Annotated in this window: 21 protein-coding genes; 12 read left to right on the forward strand and 9 right to left on the reverse strand. The window is 63.6% G+C overall.

Annotation, left to right across the window (positions count from 1 at the left end; translation table 11 throughout):
- The first annotated feature begins 37 nt into the window (after positions 1 to 37).
- Positions 38 to 1,723 (forward strand): tannase/feruloyl esterase family alpha/beta hydrolase, encoded by a 1,686-nt coding sequence (locus ACH2DG_RS07325; RefSeq protein ID WP_395025137.1) that lies wholly within the window; start codon positions 38 to 40, stop codon positions 1,721 to 1,723.
- A gap of 247 nt (positions 1,724 to 1,970) precedes the next feature.
- Entirely contained in the window at positions 1,971 to 3,332 is a 1,362-nt protein-coding gene (locus ACH2DG_RS07330) for a hypothetical protein (protein WP_395025138.1), read from the forward strand.
- Positions 3,333 to 3,474: 142 nt separating this feature from the next.
- On the opposite strand, the gene purT is transcribed toward ACH2DG_RS07330, so the two are convergent.
- On the reverse strand, positions 3,475 to 4,704 hold the full coding sequence (gene purT, locus ACH2DG_RS07335) for a formate-dependent phosphoribosylglycinamide formyltransferase (RefSeq protein WP_395025140.1): 1,230 nt from the start codon (positions 4,702 to 4,704) through the stop codon (positions 3,475 to 3,477).
- A gap of 126 nt (positions 4,705 to 4,830) precedes the next feature.
- Here purT and ACH2DG_RS07340 point away from each other — a divergent pair, with 126 nt between their 5' ends.
- The 10 genes from ACH2DG_RS07340 (at position 4,831) to ACH2DG_RS07385 (ending at position 11,476) form a co-directional block, all read left to right on the forward strand.
- The gene (locus ACH2DG_RS07340; protein WP_395025214.1) at positions 4,831 to 5,727 is read left to right on the forward strand and encodes a 3-hydroxybutyryl-CoA dehydrogenase; all 897 of its coding nucleotides are present in this window, start codon (positions 4,831 to 4,833) and stop codon (positions 5,725 to 5,727) included.
- 45 nt (positions 5,728 to 5,772) lie between these two features.
- The gene (locus ACH2DG_RS07345) at positions 5,773 to 6,147 is read left to right on the forward strand and encodes a hypothetical protein (RefSeq protein ID WP_395025142.1); all 375 of its coding nucleotides are present in this window, start codon (positions 5,773 to 5,775) and stop codon (positions 6,145 to 6,147) included.
- Between the two features lie 48 nt (positions 6,148 to 6,195).
- A complete protein-coding gene (locus ACH2DG_RS07350; RefSeq protein WP_395025143.1) occupies positions 6,196 to 6,999 on the forward strand; it encodes an HpcH/HpaI aldolase/citrate lyase family protein in 804 nt (267 codons plus the stop codon).
- 204 nt (positions 7,000 to 7,203) lie between these two features.
- The gene (locus tag ACH2DG_RS07355) at positions 7,204 to 7,674 is read left to right on the forward strand and encodes a MarR family winged helix-turn-helix transcriptional regulator (protein ID WP_395025145.1); all 471 of its coding nucleotides are present in this window, start codon (positions 7,204 to 7,206) and stop codon (positions 7,672 to 7,674) included.
- 34 nt (positions 7,675 to 7,708) lie between these two features.
- Positions 7,709 to 8,119: an organic hydroperoxide resistance protein gene (locus ACH2DG_RS07360; RefSeq protein ID WP_395025146.1), complete on the forward strand. Its 411-nt coding sequence runs from the start codon at positions 7,709 to 7,711 to the stop codon at positions 8,117 to 8,119.
- A 135-nt stretch (positions 8,120 to 8,254) separates the two neighbouring features.
- The gene (locus ACH2DG_RS07365; RefSeq protein ID WP_395025215.1) at positions 8,255 to 8,584 is read left to right on the forward strand and encodes a DMT family transporter; all 330 of its coding nucleotides are present in this window, start codon (positions 8,255 to 8,257) and stop codon (positions 8,582 to 8,584) included.
- Positions 8,585 to 8,646: 62 nt separating this feature from the next.
- The gene (locus ACH2DG_RS07370; protein WP_395025148.1) at positions 8,647 to 8,985 is read left to right on the forward strand and encodes a tRNA-binding protein; all 339 of its coding nucleotides are present in this window, start codon (positions 8,647 to 8,649) and stop codon (positions 8,983 to 8,985) included.
- 85 nt (positions 8,986 to 9,070) lie between these two features.
- Positions 9,071 to 9,823 (forward strand): hypothetical protein, encoded by a 753-nt coding sequence (locus ACH2DG_RS07375; RefSeq protein WP_224153095.1) that lies wholly within the window; start codon positions 9,071 to 9,073, stop codon positions 9,821 to 9,823.
- Positions 9,824 to 9,968: 145 nt separating this feature from the next.
- Positions 9,969 to 10,892, forward strand: a complete 924-nt coding sequence (locus tag ACH2DG_RS07380) for an aspartyl/asparaginyl beta-hydroxylase domain-containing protein (RefSeq protein ID WP_395025150.1) — start codon at positions 9,969 to 9,971, stop codon at positions 10,890 to 10,892.
- 104 nt (positions 10,893 to 10,996) lie between these two features.
- Positions 10,997 to 11,476: a glutaredoxin domain-containing protein gene (locus ACH2DG_RS07385; RefSeq protein WP_395025151.1), complete on the forward strand. Its 480-nt coding sequence runs from the start codon at positions 10,997 to 10,999 to the stop codon at positions 11,474 to 11,476.
- A 61-nt stretch (positions 11,477 to 11,537) separates the two neighbouring features.
- Here ACH2DG_RS07385 and rpoN read toward each other — a convergent pair whose 3' ends face one another.
- The 8 genes from rpoN to ACH2DG_RS07425 all read right to left on the reverse strand — a co-directional run bounded on the left by rpoN (position 11,538) and on the right by ACH2DG_RS07425 (position 19,617).
- Positions 11,538 to 13,172, reverse strand: coding sequence for an RNA polymerase factor sigma-54 (gene rpoN / locus ACH2DG_RS07390; protein WP_395025153.1), 1,635 nt, complete (start codon positions 13,170 to 13,172; stop codon positions 11,538 to 11,540).
- Positions 13,173 to 13,283: 111 nt separating this feature from the next.
- Positions 13,284 to 14,060 (reverse strand): LPS export ABC transporter ATP-binding protein, encoded by a 777-nt coding sequence (gene lptB, locus ACH2DG_RS07395; protein WP_377779608.1) that lies wholly within the window; start codon positions 14,058 to 14,060, stop codon positions 13,284 to 13,286.
- A gap of 23 nt (positions 14,061 to 14,083) precedes the next feature.
- Positions 14,084 to 14,752, reverse strand: a complete 669-nt coding sequence (gene lptA, locus ACH2DG_RS07400; RefSeq protein WP_395025155.1) for a lipopolysaccharide transport periplasmic protein LptA — start codon at positions 14,750 to 14,752, stop codon at positions 14,084 to 14,086.
- 295 nt (positions 14,753 to 15,047) lie between these two features.
- Positions 15,048 to 15,692, reverse strand: coding sequence for a thiol:disulfide interchange protein DsbA/DsbL (locus ACH2DG_RS07405; RefSeq protein ID WP_224153089.1), 645 nt, complete (start codon positions 15,690 to 15,692; stop codon positions 15,048 to 15,050).
- Between the two features lie 57 nt (positions 15,693 to 15,749).
- Positions 15,750 to 16,472, reverse strand: coding sequence for an SPOR domain-containing protein (locus tag ACH2DG_RS07410; RefSeq protein WP_395025157.1), 723 nt, complete (start codon positions 16,470 to 16,472; stop codon positions 15,750 to 15,752).
- A 26-nt stretch (positions 16,473 to 16,498) separates the two neighbouring features.
- On the reverse strand, positions 16,499 to 18,205 hold the full coding sequence (gene argS / locus ACH2DG_RS07415; protein ID WP_395025159.1) for an arginine--tRNA ligase: 1,707 nt from the start codon (positions 18,203 to 18,205) through the stop codon (positions 16,499 to 16,501).
- Positions 18,206 to 18,241: 36 nt separating this feature from the next.
- The gene (locus ACH2DG_RS07420) at positions 18,242 to 18,688 is read right to left on the reverse strand and encodes a DUF2214 family protein (protein WP_395025160.1); all 447 of its coding nucleotides are present in this window, start codon (positions 18,686 to 18,688) and stop codon (positions 18,242 to 18,244) included.
- Positions 18,685 to 19,617, reverse strand: a complete 933-nt coding sequence (locus ACH2DG_RS07425) for a LysR family transcriptional regulator (protein WP_395025162.1) — start codon at positions 19,615 to 19,617, stop codon at positions 18,685 to 18,687. The genes ACH2DG_RS07420 and ACH2DG_RS07425 overlap by 4 nt, the downstream gene beginning before the upstream one ends.
- Between the last annotated feature and the right edge of the window lie 6 nt (positions 19,618 to 19,623).

Below are 19,623 nucleotides of genomic sequence, written 5' to 3' on the forward strand. Positions count from 1 at the left end.
GACACCCTGCACCAACACAACAATTCAGGAATCGCTCGTGTCCACTCCCCCCTCCACTGCTTTTCGCCTGCTGGCCGTTGCCGGTGCGGCGCTCGCGCTGACTGCCTGCAGCACCGTCCGTTTCGATGCCAGCGCCCTGTCGGGCCAGCAGGTTGCGGCCGACAAGATCGGCCTGCCCACCAACGGCGCCACGGTCACCAAGGTCGAGGCCGTGACCGCTGCCGATCCGGCCAAGGGCCCGCAGCCGCCTGCAGCCTTGCGGGCCGATGTGAGCATTGCCCCCGTTGACCCGGCTGCGCCCGCCATCAAGATGGCGCTCATCCTGCCGAAGGAATGGAATGGCAAGGTCGTCATGCTGGGCGGCGGCGGCTACAACGGCACGCTGCCCAACCTCTTCAGCTACCCGGCAGCGCCTGCCAGCCAAGGGCCGTATCCGCTGCTGTCGCAGGGCTACGCTGTGTTTGCCAGCGATTCGGGCCACCAGGCTGGCCCCGCAGGCAGCCGCGACGGCAGCTTTGGCGTGAATGACGAAGCGGTGGCCAACTTCTCGGGCGCTGCGCTCAAGAAGGTGAGCGATGTGGGCGACGCCCTCATCACCCGCTTCTACGGCAAAAAGCCCAGCAAGCGCTATTTCATCGGCGGCTCCACCGGTGGCCGCGAGGCGCTGGCCGTGGCCCAGAAATGGCCCAGGGACTGGGATGGCATCGTCGCCTGGTACCCAGCCTGGAACGCTGCCAGCCTGGATCTGCAGTTTGGCCGCATCAGCCGCGCCTTTGCCCAGCCCGGCGCCTACCCGAGCCTGGCCCAGCGCAAGCTGCTGCGCCAAGCCGCCATTGCACAGTGCGATGCGCTCGATGGCGTGGCTGATGGTTTGATCAGCAACGTGCCCGCCTGCAACGCACAGTTCGACCCGGCCAAGGCCCAGTTCGAAGGCAAGCCGCTGCGCTGCGCCAGCGGAGGCAACGAAGGCGACCAGTGCCTGAGCGACGCCATGATCGCCGCCTTGAAGGTCTATGACAGCGAAATCCGCTTTGGTGCCAAGCTGGGCAGCGGAGAGACGCAGTACCCCGGCTTCAACATCTGGGGCGCCGAACTGGGCGAGGAAGGCACAAGCCCGCTGCAGCCCACGGTGAACCTGCTGGCCATGAACACCACGCCTCCCGCAAGCCCTGCGCCGCTCACCGCGCCGTACTGGGCGGTGTTCTGGGACCAGTGGGTGCGCCATTTCGTCACGCGCGACCCGTCCTTCAACAGCCTCACCCTCGACCCGCAGAACCCCGGCCCCTGGGCCGAACGCATCAACCAGCTCACCCAGCTGCAGGACATCAACAACACCGACCTGACGGCCTTCTACAAACACGGTGGCAAGGTGCTGATGGCGCATGGCATGGCGGATACCCTGGTGAGCACCCGTGCCAGCGAGCATTATTTCGACCGGGTCATCAACAAAATGGGCCGCCAGGTGGTGCGCCAGTTTGTGCGCTACTACGAGGTGCCGGGCTATGGCCACGCCGTCAGCACCACCTTCAACGCCAACTGGGACTCGCTGGCCGCGCTGGACCACTGGAGCACGACGGGCAAGCCACCGGAAAACCCTGTGGTGACCGATGCGAGCGGCGTGCCAGGCCGCACCCGCCCGCTGTGCGAATACCCGTTCTGGCCGCGCTACAAGGGCACGGGTGATATGAACAAGGCCGAGAGCTTTATGTGCTGGATGGAGTAATCCGCCAGATACCCACCCTCTTTTTTCGATAGCTGCTTGCGCCCTACAGATGGGCGCAAGCAGTTTTTTTATGCAACTCCAACCCGCCAAGCCACCACAGGATGCGTCCATGTGTTGTGGCTCTGTCACATATATTTTAAAAATAGTTAATAACAATTGATTTGTATAAATTAATTAAATAATAGGATTTATAAATTTTTCTCTTGGGTTCTTCTGCACCCCGTTCTTCGCTATTCGTAGGTGAATCATGTCCGCGCCCTTCTTCCACAGTGATCGCACACTCCCGGCAACCTTCGTCACCGCGAGCAAGGCAGCGTTGCAAGCAGCGACTTTGCTCGCCTTGTGCCTGGCAGGTACTGCGACACACGCCCAAGCCATCACGTACACCCCGACCACTCCGCAAACCGCTGCCGATGTGGTGCCTGCAGGCGTTGGCGCCATCAAGGTCATCGTCAGAGGCGGTGCGGGCGGAGCGGGTGCCTACGACGGCATCGTAGGGGGCAAGGGTGCGGCAGGCACGCAGGTGGACGCCATCATCCGTGTGCAGCCGGGCCAAACCATCACGGCAGTGGCCGCCAGTGGTGGACAAGGTGGCGCTACCTATGGGCGTAGCCCCAGTGGCGGTACCGGAGGCAACGGCGCGGGCGCTGGCGGCAATGGCGCCGCCATGGGCCCCAGTTTTGTCAGCGGCGGCGGCGCGGGTGGCGGCGGCGCATCATTTCTGAACGTGGGCGGCGCCTGGGTGCGGGCCGGCGGTGGCGGTGGCGGTGGTGGCGATTCCTTCCGGGCGCCGCCTGTGGCGGATGCATCGGCCATTGCGCTGTTCACACCGGAGGTTGCCGCGTGCGCGACCCCTGCTCCAGGCGACGCAGGTATTCAGGGCACCGGTGACGGCGGCGGTGGTGGTGGTGGTGGCGGTGGCTACCAGGGCGCCGCAGGTACCGGTGGCACTTTTGGTATCGATACGGCACAAAGCGCAGGCTCCGGCGGCATGGGCGGCTCCTGCACCTATAGCGCTGCGCTCAACACGATCAGCAGCCCAGTGGCAACGGTGCCGGGCTCGCCTACAACGCCGCCTCCCAATACCGACCCAGCCCCCAATGGTGTGGATGGCCTGGTGTCGTTCGAATACATCTACCAACCCACCATTACCATCGCATGCGATAAATCCGCCCTGACGGACAGCGCCAACCAACAATCGGTCTGCACCGTCACGGCCAGCACCCCGGCTCCGGCGGGCGGTCTGTCCGTTCCATTCACCATTTCGGCGGCAGACCCGCAATACAGCACCCAAAGCTGCAGCAGCCCGGTCGTGATCCCCGAGGGGCAGACCCAGGCGCCCGCATGCACCATCATTGCCAACGACAACCAGGTGGCGGGCGAAGCGCCTGTGACGGTCACCCTGCAAATCACCGACAGCAACAATTACCTCACCGGCAGCCCTGCGCAGGCGAGCGTGGTCATCACCAATGACGACAACGGCACGGTCACGCCTCCGGTAGCAACGCCGCAGCCCGTGCCATCGCTGGGCGGCTGGGCCACCTTGCTGCTGACTGGCATGGTGGGTGCGCTGGTATGGATGCGCCGCAAGGCATTCATGAGCCTCTGAGCCAGAACGCTTCTAAATAAATAGCTGCCTGCGCCCTAACAATGGGCGCCAGGTAGCTATTTTCATATGCACCAACGCGATCCGAGCGGTTGCGCTTCTTGCGCTTGCCGGTCGTGCAGGCGGCAGAGGTATCCGATTCCGCTTACTCCGCCACGCGGGGGCGAACCAGCGCAGCCGCCTTCTTGGCGTTGTCACGCGCGGCATCCGTATCTGCGGCGCGCGCCAGCGCCACGCCCATGCGGCGGCGCTCAAAGCTCTCGGGCTTGCCAAACAGGCGCACTTCGGTGCCCGGGATCTGCAGCGCAGCGTCCACGCCATCGAACACAATGCCCTGCGCCTCGACGCCGCCATAGATGACAGCGCTGGCACCGGCCGTTTTCAGGCTGGTGTCCACCGGCAGGCCCAGGATGGCGCGGGCATGCAACTCGAACTCGTTCTGCCACTGGGTGATCATGGTCACCATGCCGGTATCGTGCGGGCGGGGGCTGACTTCGCTGAACCACACCTGGTCGCCCTTGACGAACAGCTCCACGCCAAACAGGCCCAGGCCGGCAGGCTCGCCATTCAAACCACGGCCCAGATCGGTGGTGATCTCGCGGGCAATGTCCTGCGCCAGCGTGAGCGCAGCAGGCGCCATGCGGGCGGGCTGCCAGCTCTCCACATAATCGCCCTTGACCTGCACGTGGCCGATGGGTTCGCAGAAATGGGTTTCGATCTGGCCGGAGGCATTTTTCGCACGCACCGTCAGCAGGGTGATTTCGTAATCAAAGTCGATGAAGCCTTCGACGATGATGCGGCCACCCTGCACACGGCCGCCTTCCATGGCGTAGTTCCAGGCTTTTTCCACATCGGCGGGACCGTCGATCTTGCTCTGGCCCTTGCCCGAGCTGCTCATCACCGGCTTGACGACGCAGGGGTAGCCGATGCCGCTGTCGATGGCGGCCTGCAGCTCAGCGAGCGAATCGCAGAACTTGTAGGGGCTGGTGGGCAGGCCCAGGGTTTCTGCGGCCAGGCGGCGAATGCCTTCGCGGTCCATGGTGAGACGCGTGGCACGGGCGGTGGGCACCACGCGCACGGTGCCAGCAGCCTCCAGCGCCTGCAGCGCGGGCGTGGCGATGGCCTCGATCTCAGGCACCACCATGTGCGGCTTCTCGGCCTCGATCAGCGCGGTCAGTTGGGCCGGGTCGCTCATGGCGATGGTGCGCGCATGGTGGGCCACCTGCTGGCCGGGGGCGTTGTCATAGCGGTCCACGGCAATGGTCTCCACACCCAGGCGCTGCAGCGCGATCAGCACTTCCTTGCCCAGCTCGCCACTGCCCAGCAGCATGACTTTGGTTGCGTTTTTGGAAAGCGGGGTGCCGAAGGTGGTCATATCTAGCCTTGTCGATGAAGGGCTGCAGCGCAGCGATGCGGGCGATTTTAGGTGCCCGGGCTTACCCCAGCAGCCCTGTCACCCAGTTTATGCGGCGGTGCAGCAGGGGCCGCTATGATGCTGGCGATGGCGGCGCAGCCGCTTTGGCCCAACAGCAAATCCAAAGGAAGACAGATGACGATCCAGACCGTAGGCGTGATTGGTGCAGGTACCATGGGCAATGGCATTGCGCAGACCTGCGCGGTGGCGGGCCTGCAGGTGGTGATGGTGGACATCTCCGACGCCGCCGTGCAAAAGGGCCTGGCCACGGTGGGCGCCAGCCTGGACCGCCTGATCAAGAAGGAAAAGATCACCGAAGCCGACAAGGCCGCCGCACTTGCCCGCATCAAGGGCTCGACCAGCTACGACGACCTGAAGGCCGCGCAGCTGGTGATCGAGGCCGCGACGGAAAACTACGAGCTCAAGCTCAAGATTCTCAAGCAGGTGGACGACCTGCTGGCCCCCGAGGTGCTGCTGGCATCGAACACCTCGTCCATCTCCATCACCCAGCTGGGCGCAGCCACCAAGCGCGCGGACAAGTTCATCGGCATGCACTTCTTCAACCCCGTGCCGATGATGGCGCTGGTGGAAGTGATCCGGGGCCTGCAGACCAGCGATGCCACGCATGACGCCGTCAAGGCCATGGCCGAGAAGCTGGGCAAGTCGCCGATCACGGTGAAGAACTCCCCCGGCTTTGTCGTCAACCGCATTCTGGTGCCGATGATCAACGAGGCCTTCTACGTGCTGGCCGAAGGCATTGCCTCTGCGCAGGACATCGACGACGGCATGAAGCTCGGCTGCAGCCACCCCATCGGCCCGCTGGCGCTGGCCGACATGATCGGCCTCGACGTGTGTCTGGCCGTGATGGAGGTGTACCTGAAAGACTTTGGCGACAGCAAATACCGCCCCTGCCCGCTGCTCAAGGAAATGGTGGCCGCCGGCCACCTGGGCCGCAAGACCGGCAAGGGCGTGTACCAGTACTGACCCGGGCCTGCCCTGGCGCACGCGCAGGGCTCCCGATCCACAGCCATGACCGCAAACGGCAAGCCATCCATCCTGCGCAAGGGGGTTCGGCTTGCCGTTGTGCTATTGGTGCTGGCGGGGCTGCTCGTGGGTTTTCGCCTGTGGAAGACCTCGCTGGAAAATGCCCCGGTGGATGCCAGCTACCGCGATTTCCTGGAATACGTTACCGCGCAGTCGCCTGCTGCACGGCTGTACCTGGGCCGCTACTACCAGCGGTATGCGCGCGACACCGTCGCCGCGCGCCACTTCTACCAGGTGTGCAGCAGCGTCACCCACCTGGCAGACCGCGACGGCGTGGATCTGCGAGGCAGCGCCTGGCACACCATGACCGATGCCTGCCGCAGGCCCATGACGGACGATGAAATCCACATCCTGCCCTGACACCAAAAGGCAGTGAAATCATGCAGTGAAGACGACCGGAGACATGCCATGCCCGACAAGAACCTCTTCAAGCACGCGCTGGCTACCGGCCAGACCCAGATCGGCCTGTGGTCGGCTTTCCCATCGCCCTATGTGACCGAGCTGCTCGGTGGCAGCGGGTATGACTGGGTCATGCTCGACACCGAGCACGCTCCCAACGATGTGCCGCAGGTAATGGCACAGCTGCAGGCGCTGGATGCCGCGCGCCAGCCGCGCCCCACCAGCGCCGTGGTGCGCCCGGCGTGGAACGATCCGGTGCTCATCAAACGCTACCTCGACATTGGCGCGCAGACCTTGCTGCTGCCCTTTGTGCAGAACGCGCAGGAGGCGCAGGCCGCCGTGGACGCCATGCGCTACGGCCCCATGGGCATACGCGGCATGGGCGGATCGACCCGCGCCAGCAACTTTGGCCGGGATGGCGCCTATATCGCCGACGCGCACCGCGAGTTGTGCCTGCTGGTGCAGGTGGAAACCCGGCAGGCGCTGGGCCAGATCGACGCGATTGCCGCCGTTGATGGTGTGGACGGCATCTTCATCGGCCCGGCCGACCTCTCGGCCAGCATGGGCTACCCGGGGCAGATGCGCCACCCAGAAGTGGACGCCGCCATCAACCAGGCCATTGGCCGCATCCGCGCGGCTGGCAAAGCGCCCGGCATTCTGATGGTGGACGAGGCCCGCGCCCGCGAATGCATTGCGCTGGGCGCCCAGTTTGTAGCCGTCGGCATGGACCTGATCCTGCTGCGCACCGCAGCCGACGCGGTGGCAGCCCGCTTCAAGGACCAGAGCGGCACGGTGGTGCAGACGGCGTACTGATACCGGTAATGCCCTACACATTGCAAAAGGCATTGCAGAAGGTGCTGCAGAAGGCAGGCCGAGCCCGCCCGTCGCCCAAAGCGCCACACCGCGCCTCCAACCACTGAAAAGCCCGCTGCCTGCGAGCGACGCATCGCCCCTTCCTGGTTCATGGTCTTGCATAATTAAATTGCGCACAATTTAATTGTCGGCAATAATAAACCCATGTCCAACGCCACACCCTCTGCATCCAACGCGCTGCTGCTCGATCACCAACTGTGCTTTGCGCTGTATTCCAGCTCGCTGGCAATGACCAAGCTCTACAAGCCCTTGCTGGAACCGTTGGGTTTGACCTACCCGCAATACCTCGCCCTGCTGGTACTGTGGGAGCACGATGGCTGCATGGTTTCGCAGTTGGGCGAGCGCTTGTTTCTCGACTCGGGCACCCTCACCCCGCTGCTCAAGCGCATGGAGGCTGCCGGTTGGCTGCGGCGCCAGCGCGATGCGCAGGATGAGCGCCGTGTGCGCGTCACCCTGACGGAGGCGGGCCGCGCCCTCAAGACCCAGGCTGCCGCCGTGCCCGCCTGTGTGCTGACGCGCAGCCAGTGCACCGTGCAGGAGCTGCAGGCCCTGACCCAACAGATCCAACAGCTGCGCGATCGTTTGACCGCGCAGCCGTCCACCGCTTCGTTGTGAAGCACTTTCGCCCATCCTCAACCAGGAGTTCACCATGGCCAATCTCGACAAAGTTCTGTACACCGCACGCTCCCACAGCACCGGCGGGCGCGAAGGCGTCTCGCGCAGCGACGACGGCAAGCTCGACATCACCCTGACCGCCCCTGGCGGCAAGGGCGTCAACCCCGAGCAGCTGTTTGCCAGCGGCTACTCGGCCTGCTTTCTGGGCGCGATGAAGGCTGTCGCCGGTCGCCAGAAGATCACCCTGCCGGCCGACACCTCGATTGACGCCGAAGTCGATCTGGGCCCCGTGGGCGATGTGTTCGGCATTGCCGTGCGCATGACCATCCACCTGCCCGGCATGGACAAGGCCGCCGCCGAAAAGCTGGTGCACGATGCCGACCTGGTCTGCCCCTACTCCAACGCCACGCGCGGCAACATCAACAAAACCTTGACCGTGGGCTGATGGCCCGCCAGCGCTAAACTCTCAAATCAATAGCAGCCTGCGCTTGCCTTTTGGGCGGCGCAGGCCTTTTTGTTCAATTTTTCCACCCTGTACGCCCATGCCCCTCTTCACTTCTGCGCACGGCGCAAGCGCCCCATGAGCTGGGTGTATCTGCTCACCGCCATCGTGGCGGAGGTCATTGCCACATCGGCCCTCAAGGCAAGCGATGGCTTCAGCAGGCTGTGGCCATCGGTCATCACCGTGGCGGGCTACACGGTGGCGTTCTACTGCCTGTCGCTCACCCTGCGCACCATTCCGGTGGGCATTGCCTACGCCATCTGGTCGGGCCTGGGCGTGGTGCTCATCACCATTGCCGCCTGGCTGCTGTTTGGCCAGAAGCTGGATCTGCCTGCACTCATCGGCATGGGACTGATCGTGGCGGGCGTGGTGGTGATGAATGTCTTCTCCAAGGCCGTGGGGCATTGACCGCAGCCCCCCCTCAAGCGTTTCTCGACAGTTGGCGTGCAGCGCTGCGGCAAGATGGCGGCATGAACGACATCAGTTTTGACGATTTTCTGAAGGTGGAGCTGCGCGTGGGCCGGGTGCTCGCCGCCGAGGTGTTTGCCGAGGCGCGCAAGCCCGCCTACAAGCTGCAGGTCGATTTCGGCCCCGAGATCGGCATCCGCAAATCCAGCGCGCAGATCACCCAGCTCTACCAGCCGCACGATCTGGTGGGCAGGCTGGTGGTGGGCGTGGTCAACTTTCCCAGAAAACAGATCGGGCCGCTCATGAGCGAGTGCCTCATCACCGGTTTTCACAACGCCGACGGCCATGTGGCGCTGTGCGTACCCGATGGCGATGTGCCCCTGGGCACGCGCCTGCTGTAGCGCTGTTGTCCTTGCACGACAGGGCGGCAGCGGCTGAGAGCGCCCTTTTACAATGCAGCCACACTATCCATAACAAGGGTTGCATATGCCGTATCTGGGCGCGGGCGCACACATCATCATTGCCATTTTCTTTGCCATTCATGCCGTGCGCACAGGGCAGAACAACTACTGGCTGTTCATCCTGCTGGCATTTCCGTTTCTGGGCAGCGTGGTGTACTTCTTCGCCATCTTCCTGCCCAGCTCGCGCCTGCAGCGCCACGCGCGCCAGCTGGCCAGCAGCGCTGTCAAGGCGCTGGATCCGACGCGCGAAGTGCGCGAAGCCCAGGCCGCCTACGACTACAGCCCCACGGCGCAGCATGAAATCCGCCTGGCGCAGGCGCAGCTGGCCGTTGGCAATGCACAGCAATCGCTGCGCCACTTCGAAGCGGCAATGAAAGGCCCGTTTGCCACCGACCAGGACATCCGCTGGGGCGCCGCGCAAGCCGCCTACCATGCGGGCGAGCCCCGCACCGCGCTGCAATACCTCAAGACCATTGCGCAGACCGATGTGCACTACCGCGCAGAGCCCGTGGGCCTGCTGATTGCCAAGTCGTACGCGATGCTGGGCGACCAGGAGATGGCGCGCAAGAGCTTTGATTTCGTGCGCGAGCAATCGGGCGGCTTCGATGTGATCGCCGAATACGCAATCTGGGCCGCAGAGCAGGGCGACTGGGCCACGGCCAACCGCCTCAAGGCCGACGCCGACAAGGCCATGACGCACTGGAGCGGCCAGCAACGCCTGCTGAACAAGGAAATGCTGCTGCGCCTCAAGGCAGCATTTGCCAAGCAGGGCAAGTAAAGCAGCGTTCGGCAGCTGCTGAAGCTTTTTGGCCTCTAGGGCATATACACAAAGCGCTACCAGCTATTGTTTTTGATATTACGAAACGCCCGTGCTTTGCGCCTGCGCAGCACAGGCCGCAATGCCCTCGGTAAAATCAGCGGCTATGGCAAAAATCATTGTTCTGGCCCTGGTGCTGCTCTTCTTTGGCTGCGGCCTGTACATGCACCTGCGTGGCAAGGTGCGGCACAAGGTGCTGCGTCAGCTGTTTGACCACTCCACCTTCACGGCGCCGTTCAATGTCTTCATGTTGATGTTCAGCAAGGTGCCGCGCACGCCTTACCTGCCCACCAGCACCTTCCCCGAGCTGGCACCGCTGCAGGCCAACTGGCGCGAGATCCGCGAAGAAGCCATCAACCTGCAGAGAAACATGCAGATCAAGGCAGCGGCCAACAACGACGACGCGGGCTTCAACTCCTTCTTCAAGACCGGCTGGAAGCGCTTCTACCTCAAGTGGTATGGCGACGCCCACCCCTCGGCCATGGAGCTGTGCCCCAAGACCACGGCGCTGGTCAAGGCCATCCCCAATGTGAAGGCCGCCATGTTTGCCGAATTGCCGCCCGGCGCCAAGCTCAACCTGCACCGCGACCCCTACGCGGGCTCGCTGCGCTACCACCTGGCCGTACTCGCCCCCAACGACGACCGCTGCATGATCGAAGTCGATGGCCAGCCCTATAGCTGGCGCGAGGGCGAAGGCGTGATCTTCGACGAGACCTATATGCACTGGGCCGAAAACCGCAGCGAAGGCAACCGCATCGTGCTGTTCTGCGATGTGGAGCGCCCCATGACCAACGGCTTTGCCCAGTGGCTCAACCACTGGCTGGGCAAGAATGTCGTCGCTGCTGCGAGCTCGCCCAACAACGAGGGTGATCCGCGCGGCTTCATCAGCCGTATCTTCAAAATCTCGTTCTACATGGGCCAGTGGCGCCGCCGCTACAAGGCCTGGAACAAGACCGCCTACAAGCTCACCAAGTTCGGCCTGATGCTGGCCGTAGCGGCGCTGTTTGCCTGGTGGCTGTGGCCTGCCTGACAGGCCAGGTCTCCGTCACCCCAAAAGCCACTGGTGCGCAAACACCCAGCGGCTTTTTCTTTTTATATGATTGGCTTGCCACCCGGCACACCTCAGGAGGCTTCATGCGCATCGTCTGTCTCACGTTGTTGTTGATTGCAATGCCCCCTTTTGCAGGTGCGCAGACGCTGTACAAAACGGTGGGGGCCGACGGCAAGGTGGTCTACAGCGACCGGCCACCTGCCGAAGGCAAGGTGCAGGCCTTGCAGCAGGAGCAATTGCCGATCAGCATCGTGCCGGGCATGCCACCGGCACCCGCAGGCAAGGCGACCACGAAGAAGGCGGTGGTGCAGCATGGCCAGGCCGTGCTGTACATGGCGCAATGGTGCGGCTACTGTCGGCTCGCGCGCGCCTATCTGGCCAAAAACCAGATCGCCTACCGCGAAATCGATATCGACACGCCAGATGGCAAGGCAGCTTTTGCAGAGATTGGCGGCAGGGGCGTACCGGTGCTGCTGGCGGACGGCCAGCGGCTGGCGGGGTTCCGCGAATCCAGCTATCACGCGCTGTTTGCCAAGCGCAAGGCTGCAGCGGGCAAGAAATAGGGCAGAACTGGCCACTGATTCCCGTCCATCAAGCGCAATACGCTACATAAAAAATAGCAATCTACAAGGTCTTGCGCAGGCTGGCCGCCGGAATGCGCAAGGCTTCGCGGTACTTGGCGACCGTACGGCGCGCGCACTCGATGCCCTGCTCCTGCAGCAGATCGGCGATCTTGGCATCGGACAGCGGTTTTTTCGGGTTTTCCTCGTCCAGCAGCTGCTTGATCAGCGCCTTCACCGCCGTGCTGGAGGCGCTGCCCCCGGTTTCGGTGCCCAGGCCCGAGCCAAAGAAGTACTTGAGCTCAACCGTGCCCTGTGGCGTTGCCATGTACTTGGCCGTGGTCACGCGGCTGATGGTGGATTCGTGCAGGCCCAGCTCATCGGCAATCTCGCGCAACACCATGGGGCGCATGGCCAGCTCGCCATGCACAAAGAAGTTGCGCTGGCGCTCCACAATGGCCTGCGACACCCGCAAGATGGTGTCGAAACGCTGCTGGATGTTCTTGATGAACCAGCGCGCCTCCTGCAGGCGCTGCTGCAGCGCACCATGGCCTTCGCTGCCCTTGTGGCTGCGCAGGGCATTGGCGTACACCTCCTGCACACGCAGGCGCGGCATCACTTCGGCATTGAGCTGCACGCTGAAACCCGGCACGGGCAGGCCGCGCTCGCTGCTGGGGCGCACGATGATGTCGGGGATGATGGCGTTGCGGTCAACGTCCGCATAGGGGCGGCCCGGCCGTGGCTCCAGCTTTGCAATCACCGCCAGCGCGCTGCGCACGGCGGCTTCGTTGCAGCCGGTCAGTTGCATGAGCTTGCGCACATCCCGGCGCGCCAGCAGATCGAGCGATTCCTGGCATACGAGCAGCGCGGTCTCCAGGGCGAGCGCATCGGCCTCGGGGTGGGCAGAGCCTTCTTCATCCAGCAGGCGCTGGCGGGCCTTGATCTGCAGCGCCAGGCATTCGGCCAGGGTGCGGGCGCCCACGCCCACCGGCTCCAGGCTTTGCAGCAGGCGCAGCGCCACGGTCAGGTGGTGCAGCAGCGCGTCATAGGCATCCGGATCGGAGGCATCGCCAAAGCTCTGTGCCAGCTCGGCCAGGGTCTCTTCCAGGTAGCCGTCGTCGTTCAGCGATTCGATCAGAAAGTACAGCGCGGCACGGTCTTCCGGGCACAGCCGCAGCGACAGCGCCTGGCGGTGCAGCACGTCCTGCAGGCTGATGTGGACCGAGCTGCGGTCTGATGCGGGCGTTTCGTCTTCGTCGTCGGCAGCGCTGGCGCGGGCTGGCACATCGCCGCCCCACTCTTCCCAGTCGGAGGCAGAGTCGCCCGCAGCGGCTTCGGCGTCGGCGCCGGTTTCCTTGCCAGCGGCAAAGTCCAGGGTTTCGCCGGAAGAAAAATCGGGCTCGAAATCAGCTTCTGCACTGACTGTGTCTGCGGAAGCAGCTATCTTTTCAGAAGTATTTTCCGCGCGATCATCACCCCCATCTGCACTGGTGCCCGTCGCATCGGCAGGCGCCGCTGCGGCGTCCGGCTCTGCAGCAGCCTCCTCCGCATCCCGCTCCAGAAACGGATTTTCGTCGAGCATCTGCTCCACTTCCTGCGACAGCTCCTGCGTGGACAGTTGCAGAAGCCGGATGGACTGCTGCAACTGCGGCGTGAGCGTGAGGTTCTGCGAGACGCGCAGTGACAGCGAGGGCATCATCGCCAACCCCTTGGCACTGCAATCACTGCAATGTATGCGCTTGCTACGAAATGGTTGCGTGGCCAGCCAGCCACCGCGCCAACAGCGCGCTGCCTGCTGACTCGCCGTGCATCACATGCGGAAATGCTCACCCAGGTACACCCTCCTCACATCGGCGTTTTCCACAATCTCTTGCGGCGTCCCGGCTGCCAGCACCTTGCCATCACTGATGATGCAGGCGTGGTCGCAAATGCCCAGGGTTTCGCGCACGTTGTGGTCGGTAATCAGCACGCCGATGCCACGGTCTCTCAAAAAAGCGACGATACGCTGGATCTCGATCACCGCAATCGGGTCAATGCCCGCAAACGGCTCGTCCAGCAGAATGAAACGGGGCTGCGTGGCAAGCGCCCGCGCAATCTCGACACGGCGGCGCTCGCCGCCCGACAGCGCAACCGCCGGCGACTCGCGCAGGTGCTCTACGCGCAGCTCCTGCAAAAGCGCCGTCAGTTGGCGCTCCACCTCATCGCGCGGCAAGGGCTTGCCATTGGGGCCTTTTTGCAGCTCCAGCACGGCGCGCACATTGTCCTGCACGCTCAGCTTGCGGAAGATCGATGCTTCCTGCGGCAGATACGACAGGCCCAACTGCGAGCGCTGGTGGATCGGCATGTTGGCCACCGAGTGGCCGTCGATGCGGATGTCACCGCCATCGCTGCGCACTAGGCCAACGATCATGTAGAACGAGGTGGTTTTGCCTGCGCCATTGGGGCCGAGCAGGCCGACGACCTCGCCCTTGCGCACGGAGAGCGACACATCCTTGACCACCTTGCGGCTGCCGTAGGATTTTTCGAGGTGCAGCACTTCGAGCTGGCTGCGATGATCGCTGGCTGCCGCCTTGGCGTTGACCGAGATTCCCGACGAAGTTTCAGCCACGGTCACTTGGCTCCGTCATTGAGTTGGGTGCTGGGGCGCAGCTTTTCCTTGTCGTCGGGAGCGGGCTTGGGCTTGCCTGCGTCCGCTTTCGCATCGGCCTTTTCATCGGCCTTGGGCGTCAGGATCACGCGTACGCGCCCATTCTTGGGCGCTCCGGGCTTGGTCTCCGCCGTCTGCTCGCCCTTCTGACCATTCACGGTAAAGGTGTCGGTCAGGTTGTTGTAGACGATGACCGAGCCGCTGACCTGGTCGGTCAGGGTGGTTTCACGGTAGCGGCGCAGCTCGCCCCGGCGCTCGAAGTGCACGGTGTCGTCCCGGCCGTTGTAGGTGATGACTTCGCCTTCGCCTTCGACAAACTCGGACGGTGCGCCGGGTGCGGTGTCGCGCTTCTGGCGGAAGAACGCCAGCTTGCCGGGCGCCGCCGTCACCACACCGTGCTGGTAACCATCACGGTCCTGGCTGACGGTCAGTTGGGCGCCACGGATGATGATGGTGCCCTTGGTCACCACGACATTGCCGGTGAAGACGCTGGTCTGCTTGAGCTCATCGTGCGTACCGTTGTCCGCCTCGATGTTCATGGGCTTGGTGCGGTCGGCGCGCTCGGCGTGCGACAGCAATGGCAGCGCCAGCACAGCCGCCATCAACAGGGTGGAAAAAATACTAGGTCTCATAAGGCATGAATCTTGCTCTTACCCATTGTAGCCATGCTGAGGGGCCTGCTGCCAGCGCTGCGGAAATCACCCACGTTCCCTGCGATGCAGAGGCGCCGGAATGTCCGGAAAGCCTGCACAATTGCCACCCCGATCCGCGCGCTTGCGGCAGGCAATGGTTTTTCGCTTGGCCGTGCCAGCCTGCCGCCTTTGGCGACATGGGTGCCTTTCAGGCCACCACCACCAGCGATGAAAAAAGCCCGCATGTTGCGGGCTTGGCGGTGCGATTCTGCGCGATATCCGTATTCGGTTCGGATCAGCCCTGGGTTGCCAGGAATTCCACCACCTGCAGCACATTGGTCATCGAGCCTGCGCGCGTTCCGTCGGTGTAGTACTTGCCTGCCACGCCCATGGCTGGCACGCCTTCCACGCCATAGGATTCCTGCAACTGCGTCGCCTTGCGCACCTGGTTGGTGACCGAGAATGAGTTGTAGATGTCCTTGAACTTCTTGATGTCGACGCCGTTCTTCTCCATCCAGGCGAAGATTTCGTCGTCCTTGTTCAGGCGCTGGCGCTCCACGTGGATGGCGCGGAAAACCTTGACATGCACGTCAGGGATCAGGCCCATGGTTTCCAGCGTGTAGTAGATCTTTTGCTGAGGAATGAAGGTGTTGTTGAACGCGACGGGCACGCGGCGCACCTGCAGGTTCTTGGGCGCCGTCTTGGCCCAGGCTTCAAACTGGGGCTCAAATGCGTTGCAGTGCGGGCAGCTGTACCAGAAGAACTCAATCACGTCGACCTTGCCGGCCGGCGCATCGGGGTTCACGGGCTTGGCCAGCTTGAGGTAGTCCTTGCCTTCCTTGAACTTGGCCTGGGCTTGTGCGCCAGTGGCAAAAGGCAGGCTGATGGCAGAGGCGGCCACTGCCGAGGCAGCGGTGGCGGAAAACGCACGACGTTTCATGTTTTGTTATCTCCAGTAGCAGGTTGCGAGGTAGGAGTCGCTGTGGTTCGAAAAAGTTCAACGCTGCACGCGCACAATTTGCGCGTCGACGCCAGCGCCGTCCAGTTTACCTTTGAGGCCATCCGCATCGTCACGCTTGTTGAAGGGGCCCACGCGCACACGGTAGACCGTGCGGCCATTGACTTCGCGCTCGGTCACGCGGGCTTCCCAGCCCATCATGGCCAGCTTGGCGCGCTGGGCGTCACCGTCGGACTGGGTGCGGAAAGCCCCTGCCTGGACGAAGTACTGGAAACCATCCGAGCCATCTGAACCACGCGATTTGGCCAGATCGCCCAGCGGATCAGCGGCCTGCCCGGCCTTGGGGTCGAGCTTGGCCACCTGGGTCTTGTCTGCGGGCTTGTCCGCAGGCTTGCCATCGGCGGTAGTCGTCTTGCTGTCGGGCAGCACCACTTCGGGCTTGGGCGGTTTGGTGTCGGCAGGCGGCTTGGTGTTTTCCGTCACCGTCTTGGGCGGCTCCGGCACAACCACGCCCTGCGCCGCAGGGGCTGCGGGCGCGGGATTTCTGGCCGGGTTCTTGCCGTACAGCGGCGAGTTCGGATCCCAGTTCTGGTTGCGCTCGGCCTCGGCCTTGTCCTTGGCTTCTCCGCGCACATTGCCTTTGTTGACAAACGGCACCGGTACGTTGGTCACATAGACAGCCACGGCCAGGGCCGCGCCTACGCCAATCAGCAGCCCCAGAATCAGGCCCAGAATCGTTCCACCACGTTGATGTCGTCGCATTGCAGTTTTTACCTTTGTTCGCAAAATCACATGCGTTCTGGCGCACCCACGCCCAGCACTGCAAGGCCATTGCGCAACACCTGCGCCGTGGCAGCCACCAGCGCCAGGCGGGCCAGCTTGACGGGCTCATCGTCCACCAGAATGCGTTCAGCATCATAGTAGCTGTGGTAGCTGGCAGCCAGATCACGCAGGTAGAACGTAACATCGTGTGGCGCGTTGCCGTCAGCGGCGGCCGTCAGCATCTCGGGGTACTTGGCGAGCAGTTGCATCAGCGCCTGGGCCTGCGGGCCCTGCAGGGCCGACAGATCCACGCCCTGGAGTGCCGCAGCCGCCGCGCCAGACTCCTGCCACGCGCGCAGCACCGAGCAGATGCGCGCATGGGCGTACTGCACGTAGTAGACGGGGTTGTCGTTGTTCTGGGCCACGGCCAGATCGACGTCGAAGGTGTATTCGGTGTCGGGCTTGCGCGAGAGCAGGAAGAAGCGCACCGCGTCCTTGCTGGTCCACTCGATCAGGTCGCGCAGGGTGACGTAGCTGCCCGCGCGCTTGCTGATCTTGACTTCTTCGCCGTTGCGCACCACGCGCACCATGGTGTGCAGCACGTAATCGGGGTAGCCCTGGGGAATGCCGACATTGGCTGCCTGCAGGCCGGCGCGCACACGGGCGATGGTGCCATGGTGGTCGGTGCCCTGGATGTTCACCACCTTGCCGTAGCCACGCTTGAATTTCTGGATGTGGTAGGCCACATCGGGCAGGAAATAGGTGTAGTTGCCGTCGGACTTGCGCATCACTCGGTCCTTGTCGTCACCAAACTCGGTGGATTTGAGCCACAGCGCCCCGTCCTGCTCGTAGGTATAGCCGCTGTCGATCAGGCGCTTGACGGTGTCCTCCACATAGCCATTGGTGTACAGGCTCGACTCCAGGTAGTACTCGTCGAACTTGAGGTTGAAGGCCTGCAGGTCCTTGTCCTGCTCGTTGCGCAGGTAGGCCACGGCAAAGTTGCGGATGTTGTCGTAGTCTTCGACGTCGCCGTTCGCGGTGAATTCGCGGTCGTCGGCCTTGACGGTTTCCTTGTTCAGGAAGGCCTGGGCGATCTCGGCAATGTAGTCACCGTTGTAGAAGTTCTTGGCCAGCGGGTTCTCGGCATCGGTCGGCCAGCATTCGTCGCCTGGCTTGAAGCCCTTGGCGCGCAGCTGCGTGCTCTTGGTGAGCGTGTCGATCTGCACGCCAGCGTCGTTGTAATAAAACTCGCGGTGCACCTTCCAGCCCTGGGTGGAATACAGGTTGCTGATGGCGTCACCAATGGCGGCCTGGCGGCCATGGCCCACGTGCAGCGGACCAGTGGGGTTGGCCGAGACGAACTCGACGAGAACGTTCTCGCCCCGGTCGGCCTGATAGCCGAAGTGGTCGCCCTGCGCAAGCACTTCGCGCACGATCTGCTGCTTGGCAGCGGGCTTGAGGCGCAGGTTCAAGAAGCCGGGGCCGGCGATTTCCACCGCATCCACCCATTGCTGGAAGGGCGCAGTCGCCTCCAGCGCTGCCTTCAATTGCTCGCCCAGCGCGCGCGGGTTGGCCTTGAGCGGCTTGGCCAGCTGCATGGCAGCGGTCACGGCATAGTCGCCATGGGCAGCCACCTTGGGTGTCTCGAACGCGGCGCGCTCGCCCGCGCCGGGCGACAATTTATCCAGCTCGCCAGCCAGGGCTGCGAGCAAATCCTTTTTGACTTGCAACATATTTAGAAATTCTTGGGAGGCTGGCAGCCAGCTGGGCTACCAACCCCGGGCATAAAACACGGCCACTGCGGCGATCACGGGAATCAGGTGGGCCTGCCACATGATCCATTTGCGGGTGGACTGCACCTCGGCCGCCGCAGGCAAGCTGCCATTGTCGCGCAATTGGCGTAACCAGCGCCGGAACACGACTGTCGGCTTGAAAGAGAGCAGCGCCCCGGTGATGAACAAGGCCATCTTCAAATGGAACAGCGGCTGCGACACATACCAGCCCGCGCCCTTGGCACCCAGGAAGACGCGCATCAGCCCGGTAGCCAGCACAGCGACGGCGGCAATGCCGAAGATCATGTCCAGCCGCGCCAGGCGTTGCACGACGGCAGCATTCATCCACTCGGTACGGCACAGCGCCGCCTCGCTGGAGAGAAAAACCACCATCGTGAGCAAGGCCAGCAGGTGGATACAGGCCAGAAAAGCTTCCAAAGTCATCGTGATACTCCGTTTTTCCAGAAATCGGCTTGCTCGTAGTGGTGTTTGACGAAATCGATCCACAGGCGCACGCGCAGCGCCAGGTGCTTGCGCTGCTGAAAAACCACATAGATACCATTGGGCGGCGCGGCAAACTCCTCCAGCACCGGCACCAGGCGACCTGCGGCAATCTCGGCCTCCACCTCCCAGGTGCTGCGCCATGCAATGCCCCAGCCCTGCAGGCACCAGTCGTGCAGCACCTGACCATCGGAGCAATCCAGCGGCCCGCCCGGCTTGAAATGCACCACTTCGCTCGTGCCACCATCGACCGGCATGCGAAATGCCCAGCCCCGCGTCTGCGAGGCCTCGCTCGACAGGGTCAGGCAGTCGTGCTGGGCCAGATCGCTCGGATGGCGGGGCGTGCCACGGCGGCGCAGGTACTCGGGCGTGGCCACGCACAGGCGCCGGTTGTCGGCCACACGCACGCTCACCAGAGATGAATCGGGCAGGTCGCCAACGCGGATCGCACAGTCATAGCCTTCGCCAGCCAGATCCACCAGGCGATCGCTCAGGTTGAGCGAGGCCGTTACCTCGGGGTGGCGGGCATGGTAGAGCGGCAAGAGCGGCGCCACATGGCGGCGGCCAAAGCCCGCCGGGGCCGTGACCCGCAAATGCCCGGTGGCCTTGACGCCGCCCGCGCTCACGCTGGCCTCAACATTGGCCAGATCGGTGAGCAGGCGCTGGCAGTCTTCCAGAAAGGCGATGCCCTCATGCGTGAGGGTGAGCTTGCGCGTGGTGCGCACCAGCAGCTTGACGCCCAGGCGCTCCTCCAGCGCATCGAGACGACGACCCATGATGGCGGGTGCCACGCCTTCGGCCTTGGCGGCGGCGGTGAGGCTGCCGCGCGTAGCAATGGCGACAAATGATTCGAGCTGCTTGAGACGATCCATAGCAAG

It is taken from the genome of Comamonas odontotermitis (genome assembly GCF_040396735.1).
In the GTDB taxonomy this organism is placed as follows: domain Bacteria; phylum Pseudomonadota; class Gammaproteobacteria; order Burkholderiales; family Burkholderiaceae_C; genus Comamonas; species Comamonas odontotermitis_C.